Consider the following 13,566-nt stretch of genomic DNA (forward strand, 5'->3'; position numbering starts at 1 on the left):
GGTACCGCCCGCGCACCGGCGGATCCGTCGAAGAACTGGCCGACGCCGTGGTCGCGCTGACCTTCGACGGACTGCGCCGCACGTAGCAACGCAGGTCTTGACTTCTCGGCGTTCGACGGCGATGGTAATTACCGACCGAACGTACGGTGAGATGGAGGCGTTGTGAGCAGACTTCTGGAAAGCTATGCCCAGGGCACGTGGTATTCCGCGACCGACGAGGGAACGCCGCTGCTGAGCGCAGTCGACGGCAGTGAGATCGCCCGGGTGTCATCCAGTGGTCTCGACGTCGCGGGCATGGTCGATTACGCCCGCACCGTCGGAGGGTCCGCGCTCGCAGCCCTGACGTTCCACGAACGCGCGGCGCTGCTCAAGCAACTGGGCCTGACGTTGCTGGCCGGGAAAGAGGAGTTCTACCAACTCTCCCGGCACACCGGCGCCACCACCCGCGATTCCGGTGTCGACATCGACGGCGGATTCGGAACCGTGCTGAGCTACGCGAGTAAGGCCCGACGCGAACTCCCCAACGAGACGGTCTATCTCGATGGCGCGATCGAGCAGCTCGGTAAGAAGGGCACCTTCCTCGGTCAGCACATCTACACCTCGAGGCGCGGCGTCGCCGTCCAGATCAATGCGTTCAATTTCCCAGTCTGGGGCTTCCTCGAGAAGCTGGCCCCCGCGTTCATCGCGGGCGTGCCGTCGATCGTCAAGCCTGCCAGCCAAACTGCGTACCTCACCGAGCTGGTGTTCCGCCGGATCATCGAGTCAGGGTTGCTGCCCGAGGGTTCGGTGCAGTTGCTGTGCGGCAGTGCCCGCGGTGTGCTCGACCACCTCGGCGGCCAGGACTCGGTGGCCTTCACCGGATCCGCCGATACCGCTGCGACCCTGCGTTCTCATCCCAACGTCGTGGGCGAGGGACTGCACTTCACGGCCGAGGCGGATTCCCTCAATGCTTCGATACTGGCATCCGATGTGGCACAGGACGATCCAGAGTTCGATCTCTTCGTCAAGGGTGTCTTCACCGAGATGACGTCCAAGGCCGGGCAGAAGTGCACAGCCATTCGCCGGGTGCTGGTTCCGCAGGACTCTGTCGAGCTCGTCATCGAGGCACTGAAGACCAAGCTGGAGAAGGTCGTCGTCGGTGATCCGGCCGACGAGGGGGTCACCATGGGTGCCCTCGCCAGCATCGATCAGCGAGAGGAAGTCCTCAAATCCATTCGTGGACTGACCAAGTCCGCATCGGTGGTCTTCGGCGATCCCGACGCGGTGGATCAGCGAGCAGGCGCGTTCATGGCACCGGTGCTGCTGAAGGCCGGCGACAAGGCCGCGCCCGAACCGCACGAGATCGAGGCGTTCGGGCCGGTATCGACCGTCATCGGCTACGACGGCACCGCAGACCTGCTCGATCTCGTAGCCCGCGGAAAGGGCTCTCTGGTTGCATCTCTCGTGACCAAGGATTCTGCGATCGCGCGTGAGATCGTCCTGGGCAGCGCGCCGTACCACGGCCGCATCCTGGTCCTGAACTCCGAGGACGCGAAGGAGTCCACAGGCCACGGCTCGCCACTACCGGTTCTGGTGCACGGCGGTCCGGGCCGGGCGGGCGGCGGTGAAGAACTCGGCGGTATCCGCGGCGTGCTGCACCACATGCAGCGCACCGCAATTCAAGGAACCCCGGATGTGCTGACTGCGGTGGGCAACAAGTGGGTGGCCGGTTCTGCGCGCATCACCGGCGACGTTCATCCGTTCCGCAAGAATCTGGGCGAGCTGAGGCTCGGCGACACCATCGTCGGTGGACCCCGGCAGGTCACCCGAGCAGACATCGATCACTTTGCCGAGTTCACCGGCGACACCTTCTACGCACACACCGATCCCGAAGCGGCAGCGGCGAACCCGTTGTTCGGCGGAATCGTGGCCCACGGATACCTGGTGGTCTCGCTCGCCGCCGGTCTGTTCGTCGACCCGGCACCGGGCCCCGTCCTGGCGAACTTCGGCGTCGACAACCTGCGCTTCCTGACGCCCGTCAAGGCCGAGGATTCATTGACGGTGACACTGACCGCCAAATTGATCACTCCGCGTCAGAGTGCCGATTACGGTGAGGTGCGTTGGGACGCAGTGGTCGTCAACCAGGACGGTGAGCCAGTCGCCACGTACGACGTGCTCACTCTCGTCGCGAAGCCCGAGGCCGCATCATGAGCATGCGAGTCGCGGTCTGTTACGGAATGCCCGAGGATACTGACGCATTCGATCGTCACTACTCCGAGGTGCACGTGCCCCTCGCTCGCGCCGTCCCCGGTCTGATCGACTTCACCTGGGGCACGCTCGACTCGCTCGACGATTCACCGCCGCCGTACTACGCGATCGCCAGCCTGTACTTCGCGGACGAGGCATCGCTGAAGGCAGGATTGGCCTCGCCCGAGATGAAGACCGCGGGCAAGGATCTGCGCAACTTCGCAACCGGTGGCGTCACGATGTTCACCCAGAACGAGCAGTCGGTGTTGCAGCCGTGACGGATTCGATGATCGCGCGAGAGATGTTCGAGGTCGACGCCGCGTCCCGCAAGCTCGGCATCGAATTGATCGAGCTCTCACCCGGACACGCGAGGATGTCGATGGTCGTCACCGAGGACATGGTCAACGGCTATGCGATCACGCACGGTGGCTACGTCTTCCTGCTGGCGGACACAACGTTCGCGATGGCTTGTAATTCGCACGACGATTCGGCCGTCGCGGCACGTTGCGACATCCGATACCTCCGTCCGACGAAGGCCGGGGACGTGCTGGTTGCAGATGCCGTCGAGCGTGCGCGGTTCGGCCGGAACGGCCTCTACGACGTGTCGGTGACGTGTCGAGACGAGCTGGTCGCCGAATTCCGAGGTGACAGTCGCACGATAGCGCGGTAGCGATCGAACCCGTGGAAGTACTGTGAGTCGGTGACCACTGCGGACCTCTCGGCGCTGGCAGACGCAACCGCCGCAGCTGTGGGCGGTGCCGTGTCGGTGATGGACCCGCAGGGCTACGTGGTCGCGTACTCGTCGGTTCCAGGGCAGCCGATCGACGACGTACGGCGCGACGGCATCCTGGGCAAGCAGGTCCCGGCCCGATACATGGTGCATCACATCGATCCGGATTTCCGGCGTAGTTCGACGGTCCATGTGGTCGATGTGGCGGGAGCGTTGCCGCGTCTGGCAGTAGCGGTTTCGGTCGACGGTGAGTACCTCGGCTCGATCTGGTGCATCGTGTCCACACTTCCCTCCGGTCCACCCGATCGAGGTGTGGTGACCGCATTGACGCGCGCTGCGGCTGCCGCGGCACCGCTGCTCCTCGCTCGGCTCCGTCCGACCGGACCCGGTAACCCCAGGGCCCGTGCGTTGTTGACCGATCCCGCCGTCGTCACCTCGCCGGGTAGCCGATTCGCGGTTGTGGCGGCGACGGTCGACTCGGCGCAGCCCGGTTCCCTGTTGGTGCGGCTCGGGGGTCTGTTGGAGCTCTCGTTCGGCGGAGATGCGGATTCCGGTTTCATCGTCGATGGTCACGTCGTGTTCTTCGTGGTGGCGAGGGACGACGACCGCGGTGTCGCCGAGGAGGCCGAGGAGGTGCGGCTCCGGGCGCAGGGTGCATTCGGTGTTCCGGTGACCTTCGCGATCGGTGGGCCGCATGCCCGGCCCGCGGTGGCGCGTGCCCACGCGCACTGGACGCTGGGAGCGATCGAGACAGGTTCATACACCACGACATTCGCGCAGAGTCGGGTGCCGGTCACCCTGAAGAGGGCGTCCGATGCGCTCTCGGACGTGCCGCTGGCGATTCCGGCTGTAGAACGAATGCTCACCTACGACGCTGCCGAAGGGACCGACTACGGCGCGACGGTGCTGGCGCTACTCGCGCACGAATCCAACGTCGCCGCAGCGTCGGCATCGCTGTATCTGCACGCCAATACCTTTCGCTATCGGCTGCGGCGGACGAGGGAACTCTTCGATCTCGATCTCGATGACCCCGATACTCGATTGCTCGTGTGGATGTCGCTGCGGCTCAGGGCCGAGCGGACAGGACCTTGCCCGGATTGAGCAAGTAGTGCGGGTCCAGTAGTTCCTTGATGCCCCGCTGCAGTTCGGCTGCGACCGGGTCGAGTTCGGTTTCGAGGAGGTCCCGTTTGAGCAGCCCGACTCCGTGCTCGCCGGTGATGGTTCCGCCGAGTGAGAGAGCGAAGGCCGCGATCTCGTCGAACGCTCGGTGAGCCTTGGCCAACGATGCCGGATCGTTGGGGTCGACGATGACCGTCGGATGAATGTTTCCGTCACCGGCGTGGCCGACGACTCCGATGACGATGCCCAGCCGGTCCGCCACCCGACCCACCTCGTCGATCATGGTGGCGAGTTGTGAAATGGGTACGGACACATCGTCGACCAACGGTGAACCCAGGCGCTCCAGCGCGGGATAAGCCAGGCGACGGGCCTGGACGAGTTGCTCCGACTCGACCTCGTCCTCGGCGACAGCCACATCGGACGCACCGGATTCGGTGCAGAGTGCGGCGATGGCCTCGAGCTCCTCCACAGCGCCTGCGCCGATGTCGGATTGGGCGATCAGCACGGCCGCGGCATCGGTACCGAAATCCATCCGGGCGTAGGCGTCGATCGCGGCGATCGTGGTGCGATCCAGCAGCTCGAACAGGCTCGGGGTGATACCGGCGGCACGAATCCGCGTCACCGCCTCTCCGGCAGCGACGGTCGAGGGGAATGTCGCGGCCATGGTCAGCGGTGTGGCAGCCGGAAAGTCGAGGCCGACGGTGGCCTCGGTGATGATGCCGAGGGTTCCTTCCGATCCGACGAACAGGTCCGCGAGGGAGAGGCCCGCAACACCTTTGACGGTGCGGCGACCGACGAACGTCGCTCGGCCGTCGGCAAGCACTACGCGCAATCCCCGCACGAACCGAGCTGTCACGCCGTACTTCACGCAGCACAGGCCGCCCGCATTGGTGGCAACGTTGCCCCCGATCGTCGACGCCTCCCAACTGGACGGGTCGGGCAGGTACGTCAAACCCTGTTCACGGGCCGCGTCTTTCAGTTCCTTGTTCGTCACGCCGGGTTGAACGACGGCAACGCGGTCGACGACGTCCAGCTCGATGATCTCGTTCATGCGGCGAGTGTTGAGTGCGATGGCTCCATGGCTGGAGTTCGCAGCGCCCGCCAGGCCCGTCAGTGCACCCTGAGGTACCACTGGAATGCGGTGTGTCGATGCAATTCTCATGATCGCCTGGACGTCGGACTCGGTGGGCGGCAGTACCGCGACGAGCGGAAGTGCGGATTCACAGAGGGCTGCCGCGTCGCGTCGATAGCTTTCGAGGATGTCCGGATCGGTCACCACCGCGTCGGAGCCGAGGGCCTGCGTGAGTTCGTCGAGGATCGGCAAGTCGAGCACGAGCCTCGACGAGGGTGCAGTCATGAGTCCGAGTATGACCCTCCGTCACTGGCGGCGTCTGCGTCGTTTCGGACCAACATCAGCGCGTTGATCGGTGGATTTCGACGAATGTGCAAGAATCCACGCTCGGCATCGTCTGCGCCACCTTGACAAATCATCGTGTCGGCGGTCACAGTGATTACCGACCGAATGGACGGTGAGTTATATCCGGTTTTCGGTCGCCGAGATTGTTCGTGTTCGATCCCTTTCACCCTGCCTCACGACACTCCGAATCGCCGCTTCAGTATCCGAGCGCCGGAGCCCGAACGAAACGAGACAAGTCGATGTCAACACAGGTCGAGACGCCCACCGGGGTGTCGCGCGAGCACCGCCGCGCCGCGATGGCCAGCATGGTCGGAACCACGGTCGAGTGGTACGACTTCTTCATCTACGCGCAGGCGGCGTCGCTGATCTTCGCCCAACTGTTCTTCGCGCCCATGGGCTCGTCCGGACAGCTCGTCGCCTACGTCACCATCGGCATCAGCTTCGTCTTCCGGCCTCTCGGGGCCATCGTCGCGGGCTACTTCGGCGACAAGATCGGTCGCAAGAAGGTCCTCATCGCGACCCTCACCCTGATGGGTGCGGCCACCGTCGGTATGGGACTGCTGCCGACCTATGCCACCATCGGCATCTGGGCCCCGATCATCCTGATCGTGCTGCGCATCCTGCAGGGATTCTCCACCGGCGGCGAGTGGGGCGGCGCGGCGCTGATGGCCGTCGAACATGCGCCGAAGGGCAAGCGCGGAATCTACGGTGCCGCAACCCAGATGGGCGTTCCGCTCGGCATGCTCATCGCGGTAGGAACGTTGGCATTGTGCACCGGCTTGCTCAGTGAGGAGCAGTTCGAGGCCTGGGGCTGGCGCATCCCGTTCCTGATCAGCTTCGTGCTCATCCTCGTCGGTTTCTACATCCGACGCCGCGTCGAGGAGACTCCGGTGTTCAAGGAGCTCGCAGAACGCAAGGAGCGCAACCACACTCCGGTTCGTGCACTGTGGCGCACCAACAAGAAACAGGTCATGCTCGCTGCGCTGTCGTTCATCGGCACCAACGGAAACGGCTACATCATCGTCGGCGGTTTCATCGTGGCGTACTCGACGCGCGAACACGGACTCGCTCGCGTGGATGTGTTGGTGGCCAGCTTGTTCGCGGCCATCGTCTGGGGTGTGTTCACTCTGCTCGGCGCACATCTGTCCGATCGCTACGCCCGGACCACGATCATGAACCTCGGCAACGCGGCAATGGTGTTGTGCGCCATCCCGTTCTTCCTTCTCGTCGACACCGGTGAGTTGCACTGGATCTACGTCGCCCTCGGGCTGTTCGCCGTCGGACTCGGGCTGTCGTACGGACCGCAGCCGGCTCTGTACGCCGAGATGTTCCCCGCAGCAGTCCGATTCAGCGGTGCATCCATCGGCTACGCCATCGGCACGGTGCTCGGTGGAGCCTTCGTTCCGACGATCTCCGAGGCACTGTTCAAGGGAACCGGCACCTCGATGTCCATCTCGATCTACCTGATGATCCTGGCGGCGATCTCCTTCGTGGCAACCTCGCGAATCAAGAACCGTCGAGACGAGGATCTGAACGTCTGACGCACCTGCTCGAAAGCCCCGAAACCATCACGGTTTCGGGGCTTTCGTTGTATGTACGCAAGACCGACCGCGACGGCTGAATCGACACGGACCAACGCGCACGCTCGTTGCCATCTGCGCCCGACCGCCTGCAGGGAAAGGATAAGGCAGGACCGGGTTTCTCGATCACGCCGACCGCGCGTGGCCACCCTGTCCGAGTTCGCTTGCGCTCTGTTCGTGACGACTAGGCATTCGGCGTCGACGATCGGCGCGAATCGCTGCGACGACCAGAGCGACTGTCGCGGCGACAACGCACAGCCAGCTGAGCCAGAGCAGACCGCTGATCGAGGTGGTCACGCCAGCACCCCCGAAGGCGACCGCGCCCGCGATCAGACGGTTGAGGTGACGTTTTCCCGGTTGCCGGACGACGCTTGCGACGAGACCCAGCCCGATGACGGCGAGGGCGAAGCCAACGATGATGTAGACGTGCGGCCGGTCGCTTCGAGTTGTCAGAAAGATCAGTTCGTCCGGGTTGGTCATCTGGAAGAGGGTCCCTGCTACGCCCGTCGCAGCAGCAATCCCGCAGGCCGTGCATGCGTTACGAACGGCTTTCCCGCTTCGCAGCCACACAGCCACGGCCGCGAAGGGCGTCACCCATACGGCCAACGCGAGATAGACCGGCCACAGCTCGGACGGTGCGACCGAGGCCGCAGGCTCGTACAGATTTCGGTCCGGAAGAATCCATGCTCCGACGAGCGTCAGCCAGGCGGCGGGGACGGTCCATGCAACCGCAGCCACCCAGGACAGCGCACCCCGTTTGCCGACGATCGCCGCGACCGCCGACACTCCGACCCAGATCGCGATGTAGAACACGATCAGGGCTTGTGCCGTATTCACTCGTCTCGCAGCCCTCTCACGCAGTTGTTCGGTGTGTTGTCCCGCGCGTGCAATCACTCCCATGAGGTCGCCGACGATGAGGGTGCCGGTCAGGTCGCGCTCACGTCGGAATCACGAACTGGTGGTGCAGCTTCTTTGCCCCAGCGCTCGAGTGCGCCGACTGCGTCACGCAAAGCGAGACCTCTCTCGGTCAGCGCATACGCCCGAGTGTTGTGCCGCAGGGGGAGGCGAGTCAACACGCCTGCCGCTTCGAGTTCGCGTAGCCGGGTAGCGAGCATGTTCGTCGGAACGCCCAGTTCGCGCTGCAGATCTCCGTAGCGTTGCGGCCCATCGAGTAGCCGCTCCACGATGAGCAGCGCCCAACGAGCGCCGACTACGTCGAGGGTGTAGGCCAGGTCACTCATTCGGCCGAATCGGTATCCGGCTTCATCCAGAACGGCGAGTAGTGGTAGCCGTCCGGGTCGTCGAACTGGCGTTGGTACATGAAGGCGTAGTCATCGGTGTCTCCGATTCGTCCACCGGCAGCGCCGGCGCGCTCGGTCAACTCGTCGACTGCCTCTCGGCTACCGAGGTCGAACGAGACCGTGACCTTCGACGGGGTGTCGGGTCCGCCGATCAGATCCTCGGTGCCGCCCACTCTCGCGTACATCTCGCGACTGCCGAGCATGACGTACTGCCCCGGTGTGATGGCGAAGCACGACACGTTGTGGTCGGACATCTCGGGGTTGAGCGTCCAGCCGAGGGCTGTGTAGAAGGCGGTTGCGCGCTCGACGTTCTCGACGGGGCAGGTGATGAACAGGCTCATGCGTCGATGCATGCAAAATGCAAGTGCGGCGTCAAGGGGTCAATTCGACGTCCTTACCTGTGCGCGTGCAGCGGACGTCCCGACAGCGCCATCATCGCCTCACCGAGTGCCTCGTTCTGCGTGGGGTGAGCATGCACGAAACTCCCGGCTTCAGATGGCAGTGCTTCCCATGCCACGGCGAGTTGTGCCTCGCCGATCAGCTCGCCCACGCGGTCACCGAGGAGGTGAACGCCGACAACCGGGCCGTCGTCACGGGCTCGAATCACTTTGACTCCGCCGGCGGTGGACAGGATGCGGCTCTTGCCGTTGCCGCCGAGGTCGTAGACAACGGAGGTCACTGTGCCGTATGTCTGCTCCGCGGCCTTTTCGGTGAGTCCCACCGACGCGACCTCCGGGTGTGAATAGGTCACGCGCGGAATGAGATCGCCGTCGATGAGTGCCGGTGCCAGGCCGGCGATGTGTTCGGCGACGAAGATGCCTTGCTGAAATCTGCGGTGTGCCAACTGATATCCCGCCACGATGTCGCCGACGGCATAGACGCCGTCCACGGTGGTGAGGAGGTTGTCGTCGACGGTTACGAAGCCGCGTTCGGTGGCGATGCCCTGCTCAGCCAGACCGAGACCGTCGGTGCGGGGTCCGCGTCCGACGGACACCAGGACGAGGTCGGCCGAGAGGGTGTCCCCGGACGACAGTGACACAGAGACTGCGTCGGGAGATTCGGTGACGGACTCGACCTTGGTGCCGGTACGAATGTCGATGCCGCGCTTACGTAGTGCCTTGTTGCCGCGACGGGGTTTTCGACGAAATCGGCAACAGTGCGCAGAAACCCGCCTGCCACTCCGCTGGAGAACCGATTCCCTGCAGCCGAAGAAGTCTGTATTACGCCTAATCCCGTTGCAGGACAGGACCTGCGGCTGTCTCGTCTTCGTTACTTCGATGACGGATTCGCTTACAGGTTGTTTACGCAGGGTGGCCGACGGCGGGCTTCAAGCTCTGCAGTCCACGAGCGTTTTGATTCCGGTGTTGCCACTTGATGCCATGCGGGTGAGCGTTTCACTGGCATGACGCAACGGGACTATTCGCGTGATCAAAGGCCGAAGGTCGAGTGTGCCCGATTCGACGAGGTCGATCAGTTCGGCGTGGCAGTTGTTGTATCCGACGCTCGCTTTCAGCGTCTTTTCCGAGTTGACGAAATCGAATGCTGCCAAGGAGATTCGAGGGGCGAGTCCGAGAAGTATGATTTCCCCGCCGAAGCGCGCAAGGGAGATCGCGAGGTCTACTGCGGACTGCCGGCCGACGACTTCGAACGACACGTCCACAGCATCTTCGCCCGTCGCCTGTCCCGGTTCGATGGTGGTCGGATCGTCCACCTGATCGAACCCAGTGGTGAGTGCAGCCTCTCGGCGGCTGGGTTCGGGATCGATACCCAGAATTCGTGAAGCCCCCTTGATACGCAGGAGTTGGCCGACGAGTAGACCGACGGGGCCGAGTCCGACGACGGCAGCGGTTCCACCGGGGGTGAACGACGACCGTCGAACCTCGTGCAAGGCGACGGCAGCAGGTTCGAGTACTGCTGCCGACGCGAGGTCGAAACCCGAAGGTAGGCGGTGCACCATGTATCCGGGCACTGTGGCGCGCTCGGCGAGGCCACCGTTTCCCATCAGGCCTACGAAGCCGAACGATGCGCAGGTGTGGTAACGGCCCATCCGACATTGGTCGCACCGCCCGCATCTGTAGTTGGGTTCTATGACAACTGCATCGCCGACGCGTACGTGGGTGACGTCCGCGCCGACAGCCGACACCGTTCCCGAGAATTCGTGCCCCTGGGTTATGGGAGCGCTCATTCCCGAGAGCTGATGTGGCGCATCGACCGGTATCGCGTGTGGGCCGTCAGCGATCTCGTGCAGGTCGCTTCCACACACCCCGCAGTAGGCCACGGCGATCTCGACGAATCCCCTGTCCGGGGGAGTTCTGACAAGCTCGTCGAGACGAACGTCTCTGGCGGCGTGCCAGCGCACAGCCAGGACTGGTGCTGTCATCGAACTTCTTCCGTTCGAGAAGGCGCTGTTTCGACCAGTCCGAAGCTCAATGCGACCACGATTGCTGCGGCACCTGCTGGGATCAACATACTCATCTGCAAACCGAACGAGTCGGACAGCAACCCCGCCAACCAAGGGGCGACGAACCCCCCGATGATCTCGCCGGTACCCATGATGGCACCGAGGCAGGTCGCGATGAGGTGCCTCGGCACGGTCTCGGCGGGAATCGTCGCCATCATCAAGGTGAAGCACCCCATGCCGGTGTACGTCACGATCAGAGCGGCGAACAACATGCTCGGTGAGCCGACGTACACAATGGCAAACGGTGCGAACACGGCCAGGGCCGAAAAGACGATCATTGCTGGTCGGCGTCCTGTTCGATCCGAAATTCCAGGCACCAGAGCTCCCCAGATCACCCATGCAATACCGATGCCACTGAGCACGAAACTCAATTCCCCCCCGGAAAACCCCTTGATCTCGCTCAGATACAGCGGAGCGAAAGTCTGAGTAGTGGTGAACCAGGTCAGGTAGAACACCGAAATGACAAGGCACAAAGCCACATTGCGTGTGCGTAGAGCCTGCCAGAACGTCATCGAAGGGTCACCCCGGTGAATCGGTGCAGCCGTGTCCGCCGCATCCTGAGCCAAAGTCGCCGGCTCCCGTAGTCGCAAGTCGCGAACGAACACCAGGACGAGGACCGCGAGTACGACTCCGGGCACCACGGTGGCGTAGAACGCCGTACGCCACCCGAAACTTTCCGCCAGCCACACGCATCCGCTCTGGGAGTGACGCTGCGGCATCTCAATCGTTCGATGGCTCAGGCTGGAACATCGGTCAGTAGGACCATACGAGAAGAGCGGCTCGACCGCGCGATTCTCGCGCTGCAGACGACAGTCAACAAAAGCATCAGCGATATTGCCGCCGAGTGGGGATTCAGCTCGCACGCTCAGCTCTCGACCTTGGTTCGCCGACACTACGATCTCACCCCGAGTGAAGTGCGAGATCACCCCGGGCCTCTTCGATTCGTCAGGGAATCGCGCTGACGCCAGGTTCGCGAAAGCTGCTGCGGCGCAGTATATGCAGGGGTTCTGACGTAGTCGATACTGTCGACGCACAGTACTACTCCAGTTCGACGTCGCCGGCGACTCGATGAGGCCCGTGGCTGACGGCCTGACCGCTGTCGGGGTGCCGAACAGGACGCGACGCGGTCGCGCGAATGCATGCTCGACCCGAACTGTGAACGGGCCGCTCGAATACTCGACACGCGTGAAGCATGCGTTTCAATCGGCTCGCTCGGCACCACTGCGTGTGAGGACCAGTCCGGTCCCCACGACGCCGATGATGGTGATCGCCAGCGCAATCGATGACCAGCCCTCGCTGTGCCAGTACACATCTTCGAGCGTGATGAGCAATGCTGCTTCGTCGACGATCAGCGCCAGGGCCACCCCGAGTACCGCTCCCATCCACGACCGTGTCCGTGGCGAACGGTCCACGAGACCGAAGACGGCGACGGCTGCCAGCAACAGAATCCCCCACAGGTAGTGGTGCAGGTGCACTCCGCCGGCGCTGATGTCGCCGACATCGCTGGTGTCGATATGTATAAGCCAGGTGACCAGCCGGGCACCCCCGAAGGTGACGGTGAATGCCAACCACGCCAGCACGATTCCGCGGCGCGCCGGGTCGATCTGTCTCCAGCGGTAGGGAAATCCGAAGCGGGCGTGCTGGGTTGTCTCGGAGTCGTCGTCAACAGGTTCGTTCGGCATCACGGTCATTGTTCCGCATCTGCGCTACCGGTCCGGTAGGCGCGTTCGTGCGTCTACAGACGGTCCGCACTCAGAGTTCCACAGCGACCGGTTGAGCCGGAGGCGACCGCTCGAAGACGTGTCGTGGCAGCGCGATCGCCTCGCGCGGTATTGTCGGTTCGGTGTCGAGTCGCCGGCACTCGTATCGACATATCCGTCTGACTTCGGATCGGTTTTCGACGAAGGCCAGGGCGACCTCGCGTGGCCGGGGAAAATTTTGCATGGCAGCACATCGCGACACCGAGACCGCGCATTCACCGTCCACCTCGTTCTCGGAATCGATAGGACTGGTCGTCACCATGCAGTTCGCACCCATCCGACGACTCGACGACAACGCCCTTGCCGGAGCCGAACTCCAACTACGAGGCCCTGCCGGCTCTGCACTGGACTCCGCTGACGCGCTGCGCCGCGCCGCACACCTGATGCAGCAGCGACCCCAATTCGATCTGCACAAGACCACACTTGCGAACACCGCACCTGCACGTACCCTCGCCGAACACCTGCCCCTGATCCTCACCGTCGATGCGCAGTCACGCCGCGCCCTCGACGACAGCGACCGCGAACGCACATCGACGATGCTCGAACGCGTCGTCGTCACCGTCGACGCCTCAGCCGTCCTCGCCGACCCCCACCAGGCCATGGCCGCGATAGCATCCGCGCGGACCGGCGGAAAGCTGATCGCACTCGACGGCGTCGGAGACCACCCCCACGCGACGACCCTTCTGCCGTTGATCGAGCCCGACATCGTCATCACCGCAGCGGACCTGCTCACCGAAACCGGACACGACGTCGGAACCACCACTCATGCCCTCGCCGCCTACGCCGAGCGCTCCTACGCAGTGATCGTCGCCGAAGGCGTCGACACCGAAGCCACCCGCCTGGCCGCGATCACCATCGGAGCCACATACGGAACGGGGCAGCTGTTCCCGGCAGTCGAAGACCCTGCCGAGCTCCTCGACGAGCCGGTCGTTCCTATGCCCGCCGACCCGGTCTGGACCACACCGACCACCG

The 13,566-nt window shown here is 63.9% G+C and carries 14 protein-coding genes and 2 pseudogenes; 8 read left to right on the forward strand and 8 right to left on the reverse strand.

The window, feature by feature from the left end; translation table 11 throughout:
• From A2J02_RS28840 to A2J02_RS23770, 5 genes and pseudogenes are all read left to right on the forward strand, one after another.
• Positions 1-86 (forward strand): annotated as a pseudogene (locus A2J02_RS28840) (TetR family transcriptional regulator); the annotation flags it as partial.
• 76 nt (positions 87-162) lie between these two features.
• Entirely contained in the window at positions 163-2,190 is a 2,028-nt protein-coding gene (gene paaZ, locus A2J02_RS23755; RefSeq protein WP_068054500.1) for a phenylacetic acid degradation bifunctional protein PaaZ, read from the forward strand.
• On the forward strand, positions 2,187-2,504 hold the full coding sequence (locus tag A2J02_RS23760; RefSeq protein ID WP_068054504.1) for an EthD family reductase: 318 nt from the start codon (positions 2,187-2,189) through the stop codon (positions 2,502-2,504). Before paaZ ends, A2J02_RS23760 begins: the two co-directional genes overlap by 4 nt.
• 23 nt (positions 2,505-2,527) lie before the next feature.
• Positions 2,528-2,896 (forward strand): hydroxyphenylacetyl-CoA thioesterase PaaI, encoded by a 369-nt coding sequence (paaI, locus tag A2J02_RS23765; RefSeq protein WP_197478121.1) that lies wholly within the window; start codon positions 2,528-2,530, stop codon positions 2,894-2,896.
• Positions 2,897-2,926: 30 nt separating this feature from the next.
• Positions 2,927-4,057, forward strand: a complete 1,131-nt coding sequence (locus tag A2J02_RS23770) for a helix-turn-helix domain-containing protein (RefSeq protein ID WP_068054507.1) — start codon at positions 2,927-2,929, stop codon at positions 4,055-4,057.
• Here the strand turns inward: A2J02_RS23770 and A2J02_RS23775 are convergent.
• Positions 4,023-5,432 carry an FAD-binding oxidoreductase gene (locus tag A2J02_RS23775; RefSeq protein WP_068054510.1) on the reverse strand — a complete coding sequence of 470 codons (1,410 nt, stop codon included), beginning with the start codon at positions 5,430-5,432 and terminating at the stop codon, positions 4,023-4,025. The two genes, A2J02_RS23770 and A2J02_RS23775, sit on opposite strands and share 35 nt — an antisense overlap.
• Positions 5,433-5,731: 299 nt before the next feature.
• On the opposite strand from A2J02_RS23775, the gene A2J02_RS23780 reads away from it, so the two are divergent.
• A complete protein-coding gene (locus A2J02_RS23780; RefSeq protein WP_068054534.1) occupies positions 5,732-7,033 on the forward strand; it encodes an MFS transporter in 1,302 nt (433 codons plus the stop codon).
• Positions 7,034-7,198: 165 nt separating this feature from the next.
• Here A2J02_RS23780 and A2J02_RS23785 read toward each other — a convergent pair whose 3' ends face one another.
• The 6 genes and pseudogenes from A2J02_RS23785 to A2J02_RS23810 form a co-directional block, all read right to left on the reverse strand.
• On the reverse strand, positions 7,199-7,909 hold the full coding sequence (locus A2J02_RS23785; protein ID WP_068054513.1) for a hypothetical protein: 711 nt from the start codon (positions 7,907-7,909) through the stop codon (positions 7,199-7,201).
• A gap of 89 nt (positions 7,910-7,998) precedes the next feature.
• Complete coding sequence (locus A2J02_RS23790) at positions 7,999-8,313, reverse strand: winged helix-turn-helix transcriptional regulator (protein ID WP_068054515.1); 315 nt, start codon at positions 8,311-8,313, stop codon at positions 7,999-8,001.
• Positions 8,310-8,714 carry a VOC family protein gene (locus tag A2J02_RS23795; protein WP_068054518.1) on the reverse strand — a complete coding sequence of 135 codons (405 nt, stop codon included), beginning with the start codon at positions 8,712-8,714 and terminating at the stop codon, positions 8,310-8,312. The genes A2J02_RS23790 and A2J02_RS23795 overlap by 4 nt, the downstream gene beginning before the upstream one ends.
• A 53-nt stretch (positions 8,715-8,767) precedes the next feature.
• A pseudogene (locus tag A2J02_RS23800) lies at positions 8,768-9,583 on the reverse strand (FAD-dependent oxidoreductase); the annotation flags it as partial.
• A gap of 117 nt (positions 9,584-9,700) precedes the next feature.
• Positions 9,701-10,753, reverse strand: a complete 1,053-nt coding sequence (locus tag A2J02_RS23805) for an alcohol dehydrogenase catalytic domain-containing protein (RefSeq protein WP_082899065.1) — start codon at positions 10,751-10,753, stop codon at positions 9,701-9,703.
• Positions 10,750-11,553, reverse strand: coding sequence for an MFS transporter (locus tag A2J02_RS23810; protein ID WP_068284336.1), 804 nt, complete (start codon positions 11,551-11,553; stop codon positions 10,750-10,752). The genes A2J02_RS23805 and A2J02_RS23810 overlap by 4 nt, the downstream gene beginning before the upstream one ends.
• A gap of 12 nt (positions 11,554-11,565) precedes the next feature.
• Here A2J02_RS23810 and A2J02_RS29105 point away from each other — a divergent pair, with 12 nt between their 5' ends.
• The gene (locus tag A2J02_RS29105; RefSeq protein ID WP_068284333.1) at positions 11,566-11,796 is read left to right on the forward strand and encodes a helix-turn-helix domain-containing protein; all 231 of its coding nucleotides are present in this window, start codon (positions 11,566-11,568) and stop codon (positions 11,794-11,796) included.
• Between the two features lie 237 nt (positions 11,797-12,033).
• On the opposite strand, the gene A2J02_RS23820 is transcribed toward A2J02_RS29105, so the two are convergent.
• Positions 12,034-12,516, reverse strand: a complete 483-nt coding sequence (locus A2J02_RS23820; protein WP_068054537.1) for a hypothetical protein — start codon at positions 12,514-12,516, stop codon at positions 12,034-12,036.
• Positions 12,517-12,776: 260 nt separating this feature from the next.
• Here A2J02_RS23820 and A2J02_RS23830 point away from each other — a divergent pair.
• Positions 12,777-13,566, forward strand: a 790-nt coding sequence (locus A2J02_RS23830; RefSeq protein ID WP_156516360.1) for an EAL domain-containing protein, incomplete at its 3' end; no start/stop codon positions are given.

This window comes from Rhodococcus sp. EPR-147 (assembly GCF_001647185.1).
Classification (GTDB): Bacteria; Actinomycetota; Actinomycetes; order Mycobacteriales; family Mycobacteriaceae; genus Rhodococcoides.

What these genes read in the sequence shown, in the direction of transcription:
- A2J02_RS23760 (WP_068054504.1), top strand. Translation starts at nt 2,187, where the DNA reads ATGAGCATGCGAGTCGCGGTCTGTTACGGAATGCCCGAGGATACTGAC.
- paaI (WP_197478121.1), top strand. Translation starts at nt 2,528, where the DNA reads ATGTTCGAGGTCGACGCCGCGTCCCGCAAGCTCGGCATCGAATTGATC.
- A2J02_RS23775 (WP_068054510.1), bottom strand. Translation starts at nt 5,432, where the DNA reads ATGACTGCACCCTCGTCGAGGCTCGTGCTCGACTTGCCGATCCTCGAC.
- A2J02_RS23780 (WP_068054534.1), top strand. Translation starts at nt 5,732, where the DNA reads ATGTCAACACAGGTCGAGACGCCCACCGGGGTGTCGCGCGAGCACCGC.
- A2J02_RS23790 (WP_068054515.1), bottom strand. Translation starts at nt 8,313, where the DNA reads ATGAGTGACCTGGCCTACACCCTCGACGTAGTCGGCGCTCGTTGGGCG.
- A2J02_RS23795 (WP_068054518.1), bottom strand. Translation starts at nt 8,714, where the DNA reads ATGAGCCTGTTCATCACCTGCCCCGTCGAGAACGTCGAGCGCGCAACC.
- A2J02_RS23805 (WP_082899065.1), bottom strand. Translation starts at nt 10,753, where the DNA reads ATGACAGCACCAGTCCTGGCTGTGCGCTGGCACGCCGCCAGAGACGTT.
- A2J02_RS23810 (WP_068284336.1), bottom strand. Translation starts at nt 11,553, where the DNA reads ATGCCGCAGCGTCACTCCCAGAGCGGATGCGTGTGGCTGGCGGAAAGT.
- A2J02_RS29105 (WP_068284333.1), top strand. Translation starts at nt 11,566, where the DNA reads ATGGCTCAGGCTGGAACATCGGTCAGTAGGACCATACGAGAAGAGCGG.
- A2J02_RS23820 (WP_068054537.1), bottom strand. Translation starts at nt 12,516, where the DNA reads ATGCCGAACGAACCTGTTGACGACGACTCCGAGACAACCCAGCACGCC.